The 20,316-nt window shown below is 27.8% G+C and carries 17 protein-coding genes; 4 read left to right on the forward strand and 13 right to left on the reverse strand.

What is annotated here, in order from left to right; genetic code table 11:
• Window positions 1-443: 443 nt before the first annotated feature.
• Entirely contained in the window at window positions 444-3,074 is a 2,631-nt protein-coding gene (locus tag ACYQ1T_RS04840; RefSeq protein WP_459832446.1) for an FAD-dependent oxidoreductase, read from the forward strand.
• Window positions 3,075-3,121: 47 nt separating this feature from the next.
• On the opposite strand, the gene ACYQ1T_RS04845 is transcribed toward ACYQ1T_RS04840, so the two are convergent.
• Entirely contained in the window at window positions 3,122-3,478 is a 357-nt protein-coding gene (locus ACYQ1T_RS04845; RefSeq protein ID WP_459832449.1) for a single-stranded DNA-binding protein, read from the reverse strand.
• A 116-nt stretch (window positions 3,479-3,594) separates the two neighbouring features.
• Here ACYQ1T_RS04845 and galE point away from each other — a divergent pair, with 116 nt between their 5' ends.
• Complete coding sequence (gene galE / locus ACYQ1T_RS04850; RefSeq protein WP_459832452.1) at window positions 3,595-4,581, forward strand: UDP-glucose 4-epimerase GalE; 987 nt, start codon at window positions 3,595-3,597, stop codon at window positions 4,579-4,581.
• 47 nt (window positions 4,582-4,628) lie between these two features.
• On the opposite strand, the gene ACYQ1T_RS04855 is transcribed toward galE, so the two are convergent.
• Complete coding sequence (locus ACYQ1T_RS04855) at window positions 4,629-5,471, reverse strand: YihY/virulence factor BrkB family protein (RefSeq protein ID WP_459832455.1); 843 nt, start codon at window positions 5,469-5,471, stop codon at window positions 4,629-4,631.
• 215 nt (window positions 5,472-5,686) lie between these two features.
• On the opposite strand from ACYQ1T_RS04855, the gene ACYQ1T_RS04860 reads away from it, so the two are divergent.
• Window positions 5,687-6,568: an aldose 1-epimerase family protein gene (locus ACYQ1T_RS04860; RefSeq protein WP_459832457.1), complete on the forward strand. Its 882-nt coding sequence runs from the start codon at window positions 5,687-5,689 to the stop codon at window positions 6,566-6,568.
• A gap of 88 nt (window positions 6,569-6,656) precedes the next feature.
• On the opposite strand, the gene ACYQ1T_RS04865 is transcribed toward ACYQ1T_RS04860, so the two are convergent.
• From ACYQ1T_RS04865 to ACYQ1T_RS04895, 7 genes are all read right to left on the reverse strand, one after another.
• Window positions 6,657-8,339, reverse strand: coding sequence for a M3 family oligoendopeptidase (locus ACYQ1T_RS04865; RefSeq protein WP_459832460.1), 1,683 nt, complete (start codon window positions 8,337-8,339; stop codon window positions 6,657-6,659).
• Window positions 8,329-9,222 carry a GNAT family N-acetyltransferase gene (locus ACYQ1T_RS04870; protein ID WP_459832463.1) on the reverse strand — a complete coding sequence of 298 codons (894 nt, stop codon included), beginning with the start codon at window positions 9,220-9,222 and terminating at the stop codon, window positions 8,329-8,331. Before ACYQ1T_RS04870 ends, ACYQ1T_RS04865 begins: the two co-directional genes overlap by 11 nt.
• A 131-nt stretch (window positions 9,223-9,353) precedes the next feature.
• Window positions 9,354-10,541 (reverse strand): pentapeptide repeat-containing protein, encoded by a 1,188-nt coding sequence (locus ACYQ1T_RS04875; protein WP_459832466.1) that lies wholly within the window; start codon window positions 10,539-10,541, stop codon window positions 9,354-9,356.
• 204 nt (window positions 10,542-10,745) lie between these two features.
• Complete coding sequence (locus ACYQ1T_RS04880) at window positions 10,746-12,473, reverse strand: oleate hydratase (protein ID WP_459832468.1); 1,728 nt, start codon at window positions 12,471-12,473, stop codon at window positions 10,746-10,748.
• A 254-nt stretch (window positions 12,474-12,727) separates the two neighbouring features.
• On the reverse strand, window positions 12,728-15,016 hold the full coding sequence (locus ACYQ1T_RS04885) for an ATP-dependent DNA helicase (protein ID WP_459832471.1): 2,289 nt from the start codon (window positions 15,014-15,016) through the stop codon (window positions 12,728-12,730).
• Window positions 15,017-15,149: 133 nt separating this feature from the next.
• Complete coding sequence (locus ACYQ1T_RS04890; RefSeq protein WP_459832473.1) at window positions 15,150-15,296, reverse strand: YvrJ family protein; 147 nt, start codon at window positions 15,294-15,296, stop codon at window positions 15,150-15,152.
• A gap of 98 nt (window positions 15,297-15,394) precedes the next feature.
• Window positions 15,395-15,985: a DUF1836 domain-containing protein gene (locus ACYQ1T_RS04895; RefSeq protein WP_459832476.1), complete on the reverse strand. Its 591-nt coding sequence runs from the start codon at window positions 15,983-15,985 to the stop codon at window positions 15,395-15,397.
• 495 nt (window positions 15,986-16,480) lie between these two features.
• Here ACYQ1T_RS04895 and ACYQ1T_RS04900 point away from each other — a divergent pair, with 495 nt between their 5' ends.
• Complete coding sequence (locus ACYQ1T_RS04900) at window positions 16,481-16,720, forward strand: AbrB/MazE/SpoVT family DNA-binding domain-containing protein (RefSeq protein ID WP_024614332.1); 240 nt, start codon at window positions 16,481-16,483, stop codon at window positions 16,718-16,720.
• 75 nt (window positions 16,721-16,795) lie between these two features.
• Here the strand turns inward: ACYQ1T_RS04900 and rsmI are convergent, their stop codons facing one another.
• From rsmI to ACYQ1T_RS04920, 4 genes are all read right to left on the reverse strand, one after another.
• Entirely contained in the window at window positions 16,796-17,641 is an 846-nt protein-coding gene (gene rsmI, locus ACYQ1T_RS04905) for a 16S rRNA (cytidine(1402)-2'-O)-methyltransferase (RefSeq protein ID WP_459832478.1), read from the reverse strand.
• The gene (locus ACYQ1T_RS04910) at window positions 17,642-18,394 is read right to left on the reverse strand and encodes a tRNA1(Val) (adenine(37)-N6)-methyltransferase (RefSeq protein WP_459832480.1); all 753 of its coding nucleotides are present in this window, start codon (window positions 18,392-18,394) and stop codon (window positions 17,642-17,644) included.
• 107 nt (window positions 18,395-18,501) lie between these two features.
• Window positions 18,502-19,716, reverse strand: coding sequence for a C40 family peptidase (locus ACYQ1T_RS04915; RefSeq protein WP_459832483.1), 1,215 nt, complete (start codon window positions 19,714-19,716; stop codon window positions 18,502-18,504).
• Between the two features lie 273 nt (window positions 19,717-19,989).
• Window positions 19,990-20,295, reverse strand: coding sequence for a hypothetical protein (locus tag ACYQ1T_RS04920; RefSeq protein WP_459832485.1), 306 nt, complete (start codon window positions 20,293-20,295; stop codon window positions 19,990-19,992).
• Window positions 20,296-20,316 lie beyond the last annotated feature (21 nt).

Here is a 20,316-nt window from a genome sequence, read left to right on the forward strand (position 1 = left end):
TAAATTTGTTAGTTAAATTGCTATTACAATAAAACAATATCACACTAAGACATAAAAGCTTGTCAAACATTGTTTGATAGTATGAAAAAATATTTCTCTATAAATTTACATAATTCTCTATTCTGTTAATAATTATTTTTATATTTTAAAGTCTGTAATATAATTGCAAAAAATATTCTCAATTATGTCGAATAACATATTTTCAAAAATTTAGAGCATTCTATATATTGAGTAAGTTAGCACTAATATGGTGGTTATCTTTTATTATTTTTATTTATATAATTTAATTTAATAAATTTTAAAATATTTTGTCTAAAAATGCTTAAATGTTTTTAAACTTTTTTTATCAATTCCATTGATATTGTTAATAAATAGACATATAATAGTTATATAATAATCGCTATTAAACAATACTAATACTTGAAAGAGGTAGGTGTAAATTAATGAAATCTTTAAAATTAAAAAATGATATACACTGGGTAGGCGCACTAGATCCAAATTTAAGAATCTTTGATATTATAATGTACACGCCTTATGGAACTACTTATAACTCTTATGTAGTTAAAGGTAGTGAAAAAACAGCTGTATTTGAGACTGTAAAGGTTGAATTCTTTGATCAATATATAGATAGATTAACTGATTTAGGTATAGACACTAAAAAAATTGATTATATAGTTTTAGATCACACTGAACCGGATCATGCTGGATCTGTAGCTAAATTGTTAGAACTTTCACCAAATGCTAAAATAGTTGGTTCTGCTGTAGCAATTAAATTTATGAAGAAAATTGCTAATAGAGATTTTGAATCTATTACAGTTGGAGATGGAGATACTATTAGCTTAGGAAATAAAACTTTACAATTTATTTCTGCGCCATTTTTACATTGGCCTGACTCAATGTATACTTATATTCCTGAAGATGAAGTGTTAGTTACATGTGACTCTTTCGGTTCACATTACTCTTCACCTGCAATATTAAATAATAAAATTGAAAATCAAGAGCACTATATGGAAGCCTTAAAATATTACTTTGATTGTATTTTTGGACCATATAAACCTTATGTTTTAAAAGCTATTAATAAAATTAAGGATTTAAAAATAGATATGATTTGCCCAGGGCACGGACCTGTGTTAGTAGATAATCCAATGGAAATAGTTGAAATATACAAAAAATGGAGTACACCTGCTGAACCTTTAAAGGATGGTAAAAAAATAGTTACTATTCCTTATGTATCAGCTTATGGCTATACTGAACAGCTAGCTAAAGAAATAGCTAAAGGAATCGAAGCATCTGGAAATGTAGAGGTAAGATTATTTAATGCTATTCATCATGAAATGAGTGAAATAATTGGAAGTATTGGTGAATCTGATGGTATATTATGCGGTTCTCCTACAATAGTTGGTGAGTTGCTAGAGCCAATTCGTGACATACTTTCTAAACTTAATCCTGTAGTTCATGGTGGAAAACTTTCAGCTGCATTTGGCTCATATGGTTGGAGTGGTGAAGCTATTCCAAGAATGGAAACACGATTTAAAGAGTTAAATATGAAAGTTTATGGACCTAGTTTAAAAATAAACTTTAAAGCTAGCGATGATGAATTAAAACACGCTTATGAATTTGGATTAGGTTTTGGTGAAACTTTAGTTGGTACAAAGAAATTTGTTCCATTTAATAATAACTCAACAATTCAAGAAATTTCTGGTGATGGAGAGTTAAAACTTTGGAAATGTGTTATTTGTGGTGAAATTTTTGAAGCTGAAGTTGTTCCGGAAGTTTGCCCTGTTTGTGGAGCTGGAAGTGATCAATTTATAGAAGTTAAAAGAGAAGTTTGCAACTATTCAATTGATAAAGAAGAAACTTATGTTATTATCGGAAATGGTGCTGCTGGTTTCTATGCCGCTAAAGCGATAAAATATAGAAATCCTTGTGCTATTATAAAACTTATATCTAATGAAAATGAACATTCATATGTAAGAACTCAACTTTCAGATTTAATTTCTGAAGATAGGGATGATAGCTTCTATCTTGCTGCATCTAACTGGTATAAAGAAAATAACATAGTAGAAATGCTAGGTGTTAATGTAAATAAAATTGATAAAGATAGTAAAACTATCTTCCTTGATAACAAACATGGTATTCGATATGATAAATTAATATTAGCAAACGGTAGCTATAACTTTATACCTCCAACAAATGTTAAGATTGATGGAGATGAACTTGAAATAAATTCTTGGAACTATAACTCTGTAAAGGGAATTCATACAATAAAGAAATTAGAGGATGTTGAAATCTTAAAAGAAGAATTACCTTCTGCTAAAAATGTTGTTATAATCGGTGGTGGTCTTCTTGGTTTAGAGGCTGCATGGGAAATTCAAAAGAGAGATGTTAATGTAACTGTTATTGAATTAGCAGATAGAATGTTACCTCGTCAATTAGACACAGATGGTTCTAAGTTATTTGAATCTCTTGTTAATAATACGCCAGTTAATGTATTGTTAGGATCAGCTGTAGATCATATAACAGCTAATGAAAATAAAGTTAATTCTATCACATTAAAAAATGGAGATACTATAGATGCTGATATTGTTATATTCTCTGTAGGAGTTAGATCAAATATTTACTTGGCTCAACCTATAGGAATTGCTTGCAATAGAGGAATTATTGTAAATGATCATATGGAAACAAATATTCCTGATATATTTGCCTGTGGTGATGTAGCTGAAGTTGACGGCTGCTATTATGGCAACTGGCCTGCTGCTATAGAAATGGGTAAAGTAGCTGGTGCTAATGCAACTGGAGATAATGTTAAATTTGAAAAATTTGTTTCATCAACAGTATTTACTGCAATGAATACAGAAATATTCTCAGCTGGATTAATTAACTTTGATGATGAAAATCTTGAAAAGGTAGGATATGTTGATACTATTCATAATAAATACTCAAAGTTATTCTTCAAGGATAATAAACTTGTTGGTGGAATATTAATTGGAGATATTTCTTCATCAGTTAAAATCATTATGGGAATACAAAAGGGTGAAAGTAAGGCCGTAGTACTATCAAAAGGAACTATTTAATATATTAAAAATAAGCTATTTGCACTGCAAATAGCTTATTTTCTTAATTAAATTTCTTCTATTATATTTTCTTGTTTATCCCACTTTCTATCCCCTACAAACTTAAAGTCTTCTGCAACTACTTCAGCTATGTATTTTTTATTTCCTTCTCGATCTTCATAGCTACCAGTTCTTAACCTTCCACTTAGACTTATATAACTTCCTTTTTTCATATATTGGCATACAACTTCAGCTTTTCTACCCCATATTGTTACTGGAATTAAATCTGCTTTTCTTGTTCCATCCTGTGATTTAAAACTTCTATCCACAGCTATTATGAATCTTGTGAATACTTTTTCTGAGCCTTCTAAAAATTTAAGTTCAGGGTCCTTTATTAATTTTCCTAATAATACAATTTTATTCATATTTTACACCTCCTGAATATTTCTTCTTTGATTCTATCCATTTATGGTTTTTCTATTCAAAAATATTAAAGTATATTATAATTAATCTAGAATTTAATTTTGGAGGTATAATATATATGGCAATATTAATTTGTGGTGGTGCTGGCTATATAGGAAGTCATATGGTAGCTGAGCTTTTAGAAAATGGTAAAGATGTTGTTGTTTTAGATAACCTTGCTAAAGGGCATAAAGATGCATTATTAGGAGGTAAGTTCTATAAAGGTGACTTAAGAGATAGATCTATATTAGATAAGGTATTTACTGAAAATAAAATAGATGCTGTTATAGATTTTGCTGCTGATTCGTTAGTTGGTGAAAGTATGATAGAACCGTTAAAATATTTTAATAACAATGTTGGTGGAACAATAACACTATTAGAAGCTATGAGAGATTATAATGTTAAATACATAGTATTTTCTTCTACTGCTGCTACTTATGGAGAGCCTGATGAAGTTCCAATTTTAGAAAGTAGTAAAACAATTCCTACAAATGCCTATGGTGAATCTAAGTTATTAGTAGAAAAAATTCTAAGATGGGCAGATCATGCTTATGGAATAAAATATACAGCATTAAGATATTTTAATGCTGCTGGAGCTCATATAAGTGGAAAGATAGGAGAAGATCATTCACCTGAAACTCATCTTATTCCAATAATATTAAGTGTTGCTCTTGGAAATAGAGATAAAATAATGATGTATGGAGATAATTATGCAACTCCTGATGGCACTTGTGTTAGAGATTACATTCATGTTTCTGATTTAGCTTCTGCTCATTCTCTAGCAGTTGAAAGATTAATAAATGGTGGGGAAAGTGCAATATACAACTTAGGTAATGGTGCTGGTTTTTCAGTTAAAGAAGTTGTGGAAATTGCAAGAAAAGTAACTGGTCACAAAATTCCTGCTGAAGTTGCACCAAGAAGGGCTGGTGATCCGGCTGTTCTTATTGCCTCTTCCGAAAAGGCTTCTAAGGAATTAAATTGGAAACCTAAATATAATTCACTTGAAACAATAATTGAGACTGCTTGGAACTGGCATAAATCTAACCCAACAGGCTATAGTAAGTAAGAATAAAAATAGTGTTATTACTCTTAAAAGATTAATAACACTATTTTTTATACTTTTTTTGTCATTGCTAACACCGAATTTATTTCTGCTCCTAGTATAAGTATCATAGAGCTTATATATAACCAAGTCATTAATATAAATACAGCTCCCAGGCTTCCATATAATCTTGAATAATTTGCTATATTATTTATATAATACGAAAAACCTAAAGATACTACTATCCATCCTATAGTACTTATAATAGCACCCGGAAATACCTCTCGCCATTTAATTTTTCTAGCTGGAGTATATCTATATATAGCTGCAAATACCCATATCATCATAAATACAACTATTAAGTATCTTGTTAAGTTCCAAATTGTATATACTAAGTCTTCAAATGGAACTATCTTTGCAATATAATTTCCTATTAAATCTCCAAATACTAGCATAGCTAAAGTTAAGATTATAATTAAGGCTAATGCAAATGTGAAGAATACTGCTATAAATGCTCTTTTTATAAAGCCCCTATCTTCGTCTATGTTATAAGCTTTATTTACCCCCTTAATTACTGCTCTAAATCCAGCTGATGCGGACCATATAGCAACAGCTATAGATGCTCCTAATAAACCTGCATATTGACTATCAACTACTTCAACTACTGTTGTTGATATAAGTACAAAAACATTAGATGGTAAAATCGCTCTAAGACCTTCTAGTATTTCTCCTGAATTTAAATTACTAAACCCAATTAATGTCATTAAGAAAATTAAAAAAGGGAAAAATGCTAGTATTAAATAATACGCTAATTGTGCTCCTAATGCAAAAATATCATCTTGATTTATTTTCACAATAAAATATACTATAAAATCTATAGGCGATCTCTTTTTGCCTAAATCGTCTTTATTCATTAAATCACCACATCTTATTTCATTTTTTCTATTCTTTACTATTATATATCAAATATAATATATTATAATGCTTATATTATTATTTTTAGGATATTTTCCCAATTAATAAATGTTATTAATTCTAAATATATAGTTTATTCTACTATTTATTTAAAAAAAAGCTTATAGTATAATTTATTTATACTATTTTATAATATATGAAAGGATGTTAATTAATGATATATACATTAGAAAATAATAATATTAAAATTACAACTAGTACCTTTGGTGGTGAACTACACAGCTTAATAACTAAAGATGACAAAACAGAATTTTTATGGAATGGTGATGAAAAATACTGGAAATATCATGCTCCTATACTATTTCCAATAGTAGGTAGAGTAAAAAATAGCCAATATAGAGTCTTAGGAACTACTTATGAACTTCCACAACATGGACTAGCTAGAACAAGAGAGTTTACTATGGTAAATAAAACTGACGATAGTATAACTTTTGAACTTAATTGGTCTGAAGACACATTAAAAGTTTATCCTTATAAGTTTTCATTAAAAATAACTTATACTCTTGTAGAAAACGGTGTCACAACTACTTATACAGTAAATAATATGGATGATAAAACTATATACTTCTCAATTGGTGCTCATCCAGCATTTATGTGTCCATTAAAATCTAATGAAACAATGGATGATTACTATTTTGAATTTAATAAAAAAGAAATTGCCCCTTTAATGGATTTAGATGCTTCTACTGGATACTTTAATCATAATCCTAAGGAATATTTTAATAATACAAATATAATTCCATTAACAAAGGGTGTATTTGATAATGATGCATTAGTTTTTGAAAACCTTAAATCAAATATAATAAGTTTAAAATCAAAGAAGCATAATACGGTTTTATCAATGGACTTTACTGGATTCCCTTATATAGCAGTATGGTCAAAACTAACTGGTGCTCCATTTGTATGTATAGAGCCATGGTATGGTCACTCAGACTTTTCTGATTTTGAAGGTGAATTAAAGGATAAGGCTGGAATTCAAACTTTAAATCTTGGAGAAACCTTCACTTCAAATTACACAGTATTTATTGAAAAATAATATTAAAAAGGTTATGTATATGATGCTTTAAATTGCTTCATTACATAACCTTTTATTAATTTTATATAACCTTTATTAAAAATAATTTTTAATACATATTATTTAAATACTTTTCTATTTCATCAATTATAGAGTTTACACATCCCTCTTCAAAAGGTGATTTTAACTCTGCTACCTTAACTAATCCTAAGAAGGATTTTGTTCCACCCTCTTTACATAACTTTAAATAACTTCTCCAAGCCTTTTCCCTATCTTCATTTGCCATTTTCCAAAATTGTAATGCACATATTTGTGCTAAAGTATAGTCTATATAATAGAATGGGCTTTCAAATATATGGCCTTGCTTAAACCAAAAACCTCCATTTTCTAAGAATTCATTACCCTCATAATTTATATGTGGTAAATATTTCTTTTCTATCTCTCTCCAAGCTTTTCTTCTTTCTTCTGGGCTTATATCTGGATTTTCATATACAAAGTGCTGGAATTCATCTACTGTAACTCCATATGGTATAAACTTAACAGCTGATCCAAGATGAATAAATTTATATTTATTTGTATCTTCTTTAAAGAAGCTTTCCATCCATGGCCAAGTTAAAAATTCCATGCTCATAGAATGAATTTCTGCACTTTCATATGTTGGCCAAATTATTTCAGGCATTGTTATCCATCTAGATGAATATACTTGGAAGGCATGACCTGCTTCATGTGTTAATACATCTATGTCTCCTGAAGTTCCATTAAAATTTGAGAATATAAAAGGTGACTTATATTCACTTATATAAGTACAATACCCCCCTGATGCTTTTCCTTCCTTTGTTTCTAAATCTAAAAGTTCTTTATCAACCATAAAGTTTATAAATTCCTTTGTTTCTTCTGATAACTCTTCATACATTTTCTTACCATTTTCTAATATCCATCTACTATCACCTTTAGGTATCGCATTTCCATCAGTAAATTCAATATCTAAATCATAATATCTTAACGTATCTAATCCTAATCTTTCTTGTTGCTTTTTATAAAGTTTGCTTGCAAGTGGTACTATATATTCTTCAACTTGTTTTCTAAACTTTTTAACCATTTTAGCATTGTAATCAGTTCTAGACATCCTTATATAACCTAGTTCTACAAAGTTATTAAAGCCTAGCTTTTGGGCTATTTTTGTTCTTATTTTTACTAATTTATCATAAATTTCATCAAATTCAGTTACATTATCTTCAAAGAATTTATAAGTAGCGTTCCAAGCCCCTTTTCTTACTTCTCTATCTTCTGATTCCCTATATTTTAAAAGTTCTGATAGATTTCTATCCTTCCCATCAAAAGGAATTTTTGCTGAAGCTATTAATTTTACATATTCTGAAGCTATTTTATTTTCAAGTTGTAAATCTTCAATAATCTCTGGTGAAAATGCCTTAAGCTTTAATTCTATAAGCTTAAATAGTTGATCGCCATATTTTTCTTGTAGCTCTTTCTTAAACTTTGATTCCATAAGAGCTTTATAAAATATATCATCTAATTCTTCATATAAAGGTGAATTCTCATCCCAATATTCGTTTTCCTTACTATAAAACTCATCCCTTGTATCTATTGTGTGTCTTATTAAAACAAGTTCATGCATAGTTGATATATTATTTCTTAAAGAATTTATTTTATTTAATTTATCATCACATTCTTCTAATGAGTTTACACTATTAAATTCACTTACTAACTTTGTAAAACATTCCTTATATTCATTATAATTTGGTCTTTTATATTCATAATTACTAAATTTCATTTTCTTCATCTCCTTTTATTATTTCATACCAATAACTTAATAGAGACTCTATCTTAAACCCTCTTTTCTTATACATTTCAAAGGCTCTTGTATTTTTCTCTATTACTGTTAATGATATTTTATTTACATCTTTATTATTCATATAATTTATTGCTGTTTCTAATAACCTTTTTCCTAACCCTTGTCCCCTATATTCTCTTCTTAATCCAATATCAAAAAAGCCTTCACAATTTTCAATAGAACATTCTATAAAGCCAATATGTTCCCCATTTTTATCAGTTACAATAAAGCGTTCTTCTTCTTTTTTATTCTCAATTAAAAATTTGTTAATATCACTTAACTCTACAAATGTTCCATGTGGCATATCTCCAAAAGATAAATTATAAATTTTTATATAATCCTCTTTATTTTTATTAGTAAGTTTAATTAACTTTAAAGGCTCTTCTCTTATTTTTCTATCTTCAAGTGTCATTATAAAAGCTGAATAATTTTTATATAATCCTATTGTTTCTGCAATTTTTACTATATTTTCATTTCTAATTCCTAACTTAATTTCCCTTGCATCATATTTTTTAGCAAGCAGGACTCCTTGATTAATTAATTGTTTTAATATTTCTCCCTTATTTTCCGCTTCCTCTAAAATATCTACTGAGTGTATAAACCCTGTATGTAAAACTCTTGCTACTTCTAAAACTACATATGCTTTTCCAATTACTTTATTTTTATTAAAATAAAATAATGCTCCTACACCATAGTCATATATCTCCTCATTAAACTCTTCATCTATATTTTCTATGCTTTTTTTAATGGAATCTTCTTTACTTAAAAATTCTATTACAGCTTCCTTTTCATACTTATCTAATATCGAGTAGCTTTTAATCAATTTCTCTCCCCCTTAAAAACTGATATATATGCTAATAATACCATATTATTACTTTAATTATATATATTAAAAAACTTTTAAGTTTTAAGATTTCATTAAGATTTATTTTTTATCTAATTATTAATTATACTTTATCTTATTAATTTCTTAGTTAAACTTCCAATTCCAATGCCCATCATAACAATTCCTACGAGCATTTCTATATTTGAAACCATGTAAGTAAGTGGTATAGGCATTGCTTTATTGAATCCAACTCCTGCAAACATACCAACACTTAAGTTTAATGCTTCGTTACAATAACTCATAAATTTAAAGAATTCAAAATTATTAATTAAAATTCCTAAGTTAATTAATTCCCCATCAATATCCATTCCCATAAATAAATATAAAATTGAAAAAATAACTATAATTACTATTGATGAATATATTGCATATGCTGGTCTTTCTCCATATCCACAAATACCCCAATTTAAAAAAGAAAATACTTTAGGTATTGGCTTTAAAACTTTATTTTTCATAGTTTGAGCTAAATAATAATATTCTCCAAAATTATTACTTAGGTTATTTTCCTTAAATTTATTTGCTATAGTTTCATAAACCATATAAAGCCCTTCATACTCTTCTTTTGTTTTTGTTTCCACCTTTATAGTATCTATAAATGTTTTTTCATCCATTTTAGTTTTATATTTATCTCTAAACTCTAAATCTTCTATGTATGTATTTACTATTTTAGCACCACTTAAATCAACGTCAGAAAGTATTACCATATTTATTTTAGAATCTATTATTATTACACTTGTCATATCGTTTATTTCAAAGTTACTATTTTTAATATTACATTCTTTAAAAATACTATAACTTAAAGTGGAATTAATAAAATTTATATATAGATTGCAATTTTCAAACTGACATGATAAGTTATCCTTTCTATTTAATGATGGAAGCTTTTCACTATCCGCTTTAATAAATGTACAATTATCAAAAGTTGCACCTCCACCATTAAAGTCACAATTTATAAAATAGCATCCAATAAATCTGCAATCTTTAAACTTTATATTATGAAATTTACATTCTTTAAATGTTGTGCAAATTATATCCTTATTAGAAACTTCCTTAAAATCCTCTTCTGCCTTTAATTCTTTATCTCCAAATATTTTATTATCTAAATTTTTGTAACTATATTCGCTATCTGGACTATAGGCTTTAGATATTTTTTTACTTTTCTTAATTGAATCATAAAGCTTTTTATTATTTTTAATCCTCTTATTTAATTGATCTTTTGCAACTACTCTTTCTTCTTTAAAATTAATGTAAGGCATAAATACACCCCTTCCTTTAGTAATACGTTTTATTATTCCTAAATTAAATAATTTTATGCCTTACACTATAAAAAAAATTGATAAAAATTTTTAAGGTAATAGTCTTACTCTATCTATAAGAATAATAAAAGATATATTCTTTATAAAATAAAAGCCCCTTAAGTCAATATGACTTAAGGGGAAAAATATTAATATCTAGAAATTTTATCTATAAGATGTCTTTAGTGCATCTTTTAAAACTTTAGGATTCTTTTTATAAGGAGTTACAGGACAAATCTTTTTGTCTTTTACTCCTAAAAGAGTATAAACTGCTATTCTTGCTGCACGTACAGAATATTCTTCTGTAAATACCATGTCTTCTGGAATTTCAACGAATTGGCTAATCATAGCAAAGTTTGTTGATCCTTGTGGTACAACTTGTGGACGATCACTCATCTTACGTGGTTGGAATTGTGAATCTATATATGGCATCATACATGGAATAACATTTACTACAGTTTCCATTATTTCATCCATTTCATCTTCTAGATGTAAATGGTGTAAAAGCTCTATTAACATTTCTTCACCAGTACAATCTCTCATTGGCTTCTTTATATAGTCACCAACTCTATCTGTATATAAGCCATATCCCCAGAAAATAGTTGTATCAAGTGGTTGGTTTTTAAAGTGTGGTTGAGCTGCTACAACTATACTCATTAACCAGTTAGAATCTTTAAATGTCATTAATGCTCCACTACCTGGAATATTAGTAGATATTTTTTCAATTAATTTTAAAAGTTTATTTCCCTTACAAGTTACAGTGAAACTTTCCCAATTTGTTTCTTCTGGATGTCCAAAGAATGGTTCTGGATTACCAAGGCCTGGTTTTTTATTAGCTATCTTTGCCCAAAGTTCTCCTGAAATTGGTTTGCTTGGATTATATTCTGCTGGTGTATTAAAATCACCTAAAGTTGCACTATCAGTCATGCAACCATTTGTCATAATACATATATCTCCATCATTTAAATTTATAACTTTTTCACCTTCAGTATCTTCTAAATGTATTGCAGTTACTGTAATTCCCTCACCTGGCTTAAAATCTAAATCAGTTACAGTTGCATTAATACTAAAATCAACACCAAAATCATCTAAGTAAGCCTTTAATGGAAGAATAACTGACTCGTATTGGTTATAAGGAGTACGTGTAACACCTTCTAAAGTTTCAATACGAGAAAATTCAAAAATCATACGTTCCATATAACGCTTAAATTCAAAAAGACTAGACCATTTTTGGAATGCAAATGTTGTTTGCCACATATACCAGAAGTTAGTTTCAAAGAAATGTGGTGTATGGCTAAACCATTCTTGAATAGTCATATCATCTAAATTTTCTTCTGGTGTAACCATTAATTTTCCAAGAGCCATACGGTCTGCATTATTAAATCCCATACTAGTTACATCTTGAATTACACCATATTTATCTACTAAACGTGCTTGTGCATGGGTTGGATGTAAATGGTCAAAATTAAGGATTTCTTCTGATACACTTTTACCTGGTAAGTCTAAAGACGGAATGGTTGAAAATAACTCCCAGAAGTTTTCATAAGTTTCTTCATTTAGCATTCTACCACCACGGCATACAAATCCATTTGTTACATCACCAGCACCATCATTGCTGCCACCAAGGATATTCATCCCTTCTATAATATGAATATTTTCACCTTTAAACTTACAGTCTCTTATAAGATAAGCTGCTCCTGCTAAAGATGCTAATCCACCACCAACAAAATAAACTTGTTTATCCCCATTATCAGGATATGAAAGCTCTCCACATTGTTTTTTGCATTGTTCCTTAACTTTTTTTGCACTTATAGTAGCTATAGTAGCTGCCCCTGCTATTGCACCTATTGCAAGTAATGCATTTATGTTATTTTTATTTGATTTTTTACTCATATAACATCCCTCAACTTTCTGTTTAATTTTTGTTAGATTTCTTATTAATCATTATAGTTTAAAGTAATATAATTGTAATTATACAATCTTATGTATTTGTCTAAAAAACATACAAAATATTAAATGTGTATTTTTAGATTTTATAAAAATTTATTTCACCTATACATTGTTCCCTTTTTATTCTTTAATATTATTAATTTATAAAAAAAAGAACTTAGTTTTTTTACTAAGTCCTACTATAAATTTAATAATCTTTATTTTTTAATATCCCACTCTTGAGGTAATAAACTTTTATATTTTAATGTAAAATATCTATCATCTATTAATAGTAATCTTCCCTTATCTTCTTCAGTTCTTATAACTCTCCCTGCTGCTTGCATTACCTTGTTTATACCTGGATAAATATATGCATAATCAAATCCCTTTTCTTCATAGTAATCTTTTATTATATCTCCCTCTGTTGATATTTTAGGAAACCCAACACCAACTATTATGCTACCTATTAATCTTTCACCTGGTAAATCTATTCCTTCTGAGAATATTCCTCCAATAACACAAAAGCCTAATATATTATTACCCTCTCTAAAACTATTAATAAAGTTTTCTCTTTCTTCTTCTGTTAAAACTTCACCTTGACATATTGTTTTATCATAACCATATAATTCTGTAAATCTAGTATATATTTTATTTAAATATATATATGATGGTAAGAATACCATGTAATTTCCAATCTTTTCATCAATAAATTTTTTAATAATGTTGCAAAGATTATCTATATTATTTTCTCTTTGGCTAAATCTCATATTAAGAGGGTTCCCATAAACTTTAAAATTATCTTTATTAAAAGGTGATGGTAACCTCATTCGATAGCTTTTCTCATTTCCTCCAAGTAAATCTATATAGTAATTAAGAGGTGTGAGCGTAGCAGAAAATATTATAGTAGAATAACTTTTTTGAATTATCTCTGATAAATTTTTAGATGGATTAACACAAAATAGCTTTATTTTTACCTCACTTTTATCACTTTCAACTAATGTAACGTATTCTTTAGAATATAACTCTGAAATTGAAATAAAGCTTCTTATATCAAAATATAAATCTAATACTTCTTCATATCCTAATGTATTAGCACCCTTAACTAAATATTCATCTCCTTCTTTTAAGACTACTCTTAAAAGTTTATATAAATCCTTATACTCATCATTTTTATAAATGCTATTTTTTTCTGCTTCTTGAACCTCTCTTCGTATTTCAATAAGCTCCTTATTAACAGAATTTAATGCTTTATACAACCCAGGTACTTTTCCCTTTATAAGTTTACTTACATTTAAAACTTTACTTTTATACAGTTCTGCACTAAACATATTTCTAGATCTATCCACAAGATTATGACCTTCATCCACAAGAATTATATTTTCATCCACATTATCCTCAAAAAACCTTTTAAGTTTAACTCTTGGATCGAAAGCATAATTGTAATCGCAAATAATAACATCACACCATAGACTTAAGTCTAATGATAACTCAAATGGACATATTTTATTTTTCTTAGCATAACTTTCAATTATCTTTCTAGTAAAATTATTTTCTTCTGAAATCATTTTAAATATAATATCATTTACCTTTGTAAAATAATCTATTGCATAAGTGCAATCTTCAGGATTACACTTAGTTTTATCTTGAAAACATATTTTCTCTTTAGATGTTAATGTAATACTTCTACATACTAACCCTTTTTCTTTTAATCTTAATAAAGCCTCCTCAGCAACTGTCCTTGTTATTGTTTTAGCTGTTAAATAAACTATTCTATTTCCTTTTCCTTCTCCTAAGGCTTTTATAGCTGGAAATAATGTAGAAATTGTCTTCCCTATTCCTGTAGGTGCTTGTGCAAATAGAATACCCTTTTCTCTTATTGTATTATAACAAGCAACAGCTAATTCCCTTTGCCCTTTTCTATAGCTATTAAATGGAAATTCTAGATTCTTAATAGACTTATTTCTTTTTTCTATTAATGACTTGTTTAATAAAATCCATTTCTTATATTCATTAATTACATAAAAAACAAATTTTTCAAGTTCATTAAAATCAAATTTATTGTTGAAGCTTTTAACTTCTTCAGTTTCAATATTAAAATAACTCAATCTTATATATATTTTAGGTATATTATTTTGTAAAGAATATATATATGCATAAAACTTTGCTTGTGCCCAGTGTAACTCATTATAATCTTCATCTATAAGTACTAATGGTTTCATAGTTGACTTTATTTCTTCTATGTAAACTTCTTTACTTTCTATAATTATTCCATCTGCTCGTCCTTCTATATTTAATATTGCAAAATCTAAATCAAAGTTTTGCTCAAGTCTAACTTCCTTCTGATAATTTTCATAAATCTTTTCATTATCTGCTTGAAGCTTTTGATGAGCCATAGTGCCTTCTAAGGCTCTAGTTCTTCCCATATATCTATCATCTAAACTTCCATGTCTTAATATGTATTCAATTAAGCCTCTAACGGATTCTTTTACAATTGCTTTTTCACTCATAACTATTTCCTATCCCTTAGTTTTCTATTTTTATTATATCCATATAAAATTTTAAAAGCCATAAGTAAAAAAGAAACTGAGGTGAAATTTAATAATTTCACCTCAGTTTCTTTTAACTAAGTTTTATAGCTTTCTATTTTTTTATTGAATTAATAGTTTGTGAAAGATTATTTATACTTATAGTTAAACTCTCTAGCTTCCCTTCTATTCTTATAAGTAAATATAATGATATAGCAATTGGAAACCCTAGATTTGCAACTAATTGCATTAACTCCTCCATAAAATCACCCCAATATTTATATATGCATTTATTATATAAATTTGTTGATTTTACATAATTAATTATCAATATTTACTTGTTAAAATAATCTATTTAAATTATTCTGAATGATATTCTGTTACTATCTTTTGAACTAATTTTTTTATAGCACTTGCTTGAGCAATTAAAGACATTACAATAACGAATGTTCTTACACTATTTTCGTCTTTTTCATTTAAATCAAATTGTGTCATAATTTCATTTAACTTTTCTTCATCAACTGCAGAAGTTGTTAGGAAATCCTTAAAACTCTCACTTTGAGTTTCTGAAAATATTTTATATGCATTTTCCCATGATATAATATCATCTGATCTATCATTAATTTCATTAAAAGCTAGACTGAAAACCTTTTTAATCTCTTCTGTAGTTAAAACTGGTCTCATGTAACTTAAAAGAACTAGTTGAACAAGATGAATTTTAGTATACCCTCTTTTTTTTCCGTCCTCAGGTTTAGTTATAACTTCACTCTTTATATAGTTTTGTACTATGTTATTTGTATATTTATCTTCAGTAAACTTATCGTTTAAAAAATCTATAACTTGTGATAAAAAAAGATCATACTTAGGTAGATCATCATAGGAAATCATACTATTGTTTGACATCTCTTCAGCCACATCTGTTATATAATTAGTATCAATTCTTTTAACCATTATTATCCACCCCTACGCTAATATTGTTATAATATTATTATATAGTACCTATAAACTTATTACAAGTTATTTTTGCCTATTTCATTCCACTTTATTCCTTTCTAAAGGATATTTTTTTAATCATTCCATTATTATCCAAATCTTTTTAAATCTTATTATTACTCCTAATAATAAAAAATCCACTTTTAGGAATCTATTTTTTTACATTTTTTTCTTATTTTATTAACGTTTTTTTAATATTATGTTATGTCATCTCAACATGGTTGTCCTTAAAGCTAGTAGACAAGCCATTCTACTTTTTTCTCTATATTAACTTAAATTTACAAAAATAGTATTGACTTTTCTAATTTATGGTAGTATATTTGTAATATAAATTTTATTACATAAAAAAATTTGTAAATTTTGAAAACATTTTTCTTTTTTGTTGACTTTTAATTACATATTTAGTAATATTAAGTTGCAAGATGTCGAAACTTGTTTTAAGGAGGAAATATAATGAAATCAACTGGTGTAGTAAGAAGAGTAGACGAATTAGGAAGAATCGTTATTCCTATAGAATTAAGAAGAACATTAGATATAGCTGAAAAAGATGCTTTAGAAATCTATGTAGATGGTGAACAAATCATATTAAAGAAATATGAACCAGCTTGTATCTTCTGTGGAGATGCTAGAGATGTTGTAAATTACAAAGGTAAAAATATTTGTAAGAATTGTTTAGCTGAATTAAAAAAATAATTTTTTCAGTAAGAATATATATTTTAACATACTCATTAAAATACCCCATTAGTTTTAAACTAATGGGGTATTTTTCTATAAATTTGTTGAATATTTATAAACTTCTTTTTTAGGTATTCCTCTCTCTTTAGCTACTATTTTAATTGCCTCTTTTTTATCTATACCTGATTCTATAACTTTTATTATATGCTCTTCAATTGTTAAATCGCTCCATAAGGCTTCCTTTTCAGCTTTAATTTCAGCCTCTGATTTCCCCTCTATAACAAGTACAAATTCCCCTCTCGGTCTATTTTCTACAAAATGATTAATTCCATCATTTATAGTTCCTCTAAAAATTTGCTCATGTAATTTAGTTAACTCTCTGCATATAGCTATTTTTCTATCACCTAAATTATCTCTTAAATAAGTTAATGTATCTAACAACCTATGAGGAGCTTCATAAAATATTAATGTATCTTTAACACCTTCCAGTTCATCAATAACAGGCTTTCTCTCTTTATTTTCCCTTGGTAAAAAACCTCTAAATACAAATTTTGTAGTATCTATCCCTGAGTAAACTAAAGCTGTGGTTATAGCTGTAGCTCCTGGTAATACTTCAAAATCTATTCCTCTTTCTATACACTTAGTGACAATTACACTTCCTGGATCTGATATTCCCGGAGTTCCTGCATCTGTAACTAATGCTATATTTAATCCTTCTTCTAATTTACTAATTATATCTTCACTTTTTCCTTGTTCATTATGTTGATGATAACTAAACAAACTCTTCTTTATATTGAAATGATTTAACAGCTTCAAACTTTGCCTTGTATCTTCTGCCGCTATTATATCTGCATTTTCTAAAACTTCTAATGCTCTTAAGGTAATATCTTTTAAGTTACCTATAGGTGTTGGTACTAAATATAATTTCCCTTTTACCACTTATTCTACCTCTCTTCCATAAATCTCATTAAGTTCTTTGGTATAACTCCCATCATTATTATATACAAATAAAGGTGCCTCCCACTTTAAATAAGCCCCACCATCTCTTTGCCCTTCTACTAACACTATATTAGGAGCTTTATTTGCTTTTGGTTGAATCATCTTAACTCTTTTAGGCTCTATCTTATACTTCCTCATTAACTCAAATATATCAATTAACCTTTCAGGTCTATGTACAATAAACATTCTCCCATTATCCTTAAGTAGCCTTCTAGAAGCCTTTATAACATCTTCTAGGTTACATTTAATCTCATGTCTTGCAATAGCTAGCTTATCACTCTCATTTACTATCCCTGCATTATTAAGCTTATATGGTGGATTTACTGTTAGAACATCAAATTTACCTAGTTTATCTAGTAGTTTATGATCCTTTAAATCACCAGTGCAAAATGATACTTTTCCCTTTAGTTCATTATATTCTACACTTCTATTTGCCATTTCAACCATATCATCTTGAATTTCTAACCCTAAAACTTCTTTAGGTTCATATTTTCCATAAATTAAAAATGGTATAATTCCGGTTCCACTACATATATCAATAACTCTATATTTCTTTTTAATATTTGCAAAATCTGATAATAGTACTGCATCTACCCCAAATCTAAATCCTTTTGTTTTTTGGATTAGATGTAAGCCTTTTAGCTGTAAATCATCAATGGATTCATCTTCTAATAAATTTACTGTTTTACTCATATTATCATCCTTTTGTTACTTTTTTTCTAATTATATCATTACTTATATATAAAATAAACTCCGACCACTAAAGATCGGAGTTCTAAATACTATATTTAACTTTTTTATTAAAGTATTCTTCTAGCTGCATGGAATCCAGTTATTGGTGAAACCTTAACTGATTCTCCTGGTTGTGGTGCGTGTATATAACTTCCACCACCAACATATATACCAACATGATCAACACCATAAGTAAATACTAAATCTCCCGGTTGTAAATCTCCGTAAGCTACTGGTACACCTTGACCAATTTGTGAATATGTCGTTCTAGTAATATCTACACCAGCTGCATTGCTATATACATAGCTTGTAAATCCTGAACAGTCAAATGCTGATGGACCTGTTGCTCCATATACATAAGGCTTTCCTAACAAGCTATATGCATAATCAACGATTGCATTACCTGTCGCTGAACCTTGACCTCTATTAGGTGGTCTATTTGCTGCTTCTTCTTGAGCTTGTAGATTCTCTAATTTTACCTTAGCTGATTCAATACTATTATTAACTTCTTCAACTACTATTGGGCTCTTAAGTTGATTATCTCTAATATTTCTTAATTGAGTAATAGCACTTTGTAATTCAGATATTGAACTAGATGAATTTAAAACACTTAATTGGTGTTCAACTAATCCTCTTTCAGCTACTGATAAAAATTCTGTATCAAATTTATCTTTTTCAGTTTTAACTTCTGCTATAAGAACTTCTTGTTCTTTTTTCTTTCCTTCAAATTCAGATAACATTTTCTTTGTTTCTTCATTTATTTTTGCAATTTCATTACTCTTCTCTTCTAATGACGTAACTTTATTGTCTAATTTTTCTTTTTGATCTAGAAGATCTTTAACTACTTTCTTATCAATACTAACAAGTCTAGTAGTAGAATCTATTTTAGATATAAGATCACTAAAACTCTCAGCACTAAAAAGAAGCATTAAATAGCTACTTTGTCCACCTGATTTATATAACTCTCTTAATCTCTTACCTAAAACTTCCTCTTTTTCTTCTATTTCTACCTTTGAAGTTTCTATTTCCTTTTTCGTATTTTCTATTTCATCTTTAATGTCTCGAATTTGTTTTTTATTATTCTCCATCTTTTCTACAAGTGGATCTATTTGCATATTTAAATTATATATTTTTCCTTGGATGTCATCTATCTTACTGTTAAGTTCTTCATACTTTTTTTGGTTTTCTATTACTTGTTGGTTGTTAGGCGTTGCAAAAACAGGTGTAACCGAAGTTAATACTAACGCACCAGTAATAACTAATGATAAAATCTTCTTTTTCATATGTTCCGGTCCTTAGACCATCCCCCTCTCCTACATGATATGTTTCCATTATAACACTTATGGAAAGCTTGGACAATGGTAATTTTTTTTAAATGGGCTAAATAGGACATGTAAATGTATTCTATACATAATAAAATATATATAACCAATCTTGCTCAAATTGACTATATACCTATCTTTTACTAGTATATGATCTTAATTTATTATTCTTGTCACTATTTTGTAATAAATTTATTTAAAATTATAAAAAGTACCTTTTTAAAGGTACTTTTACTAAAAATTCCTATAACTTTTACCTTTTTTATTTTGTATTATAGATGATGCAACCATAATAATAATAAATATTATAACTATATATTTAGATTTATCTTCTAAAAAGAAATCTAAAATTCCAAGTACAAGTCCAATTAATCCAACTACAACATTAAAGTTTCCATTAAAAGCTATAAATTTCTCTAAATCACTATATGCACTACTATTTTCTAAAGTTTTCTTTATTTTCTTACTCTTTAAAATTGCCAATCCCATTAGTATAAAGCCTATACTAGCCACAATCATAACAATAGTACTTGCTCTCATATATATTCCTCCTTATACATT

Source organism: Clostridium carnis (genome assembly GCF_054657435.1).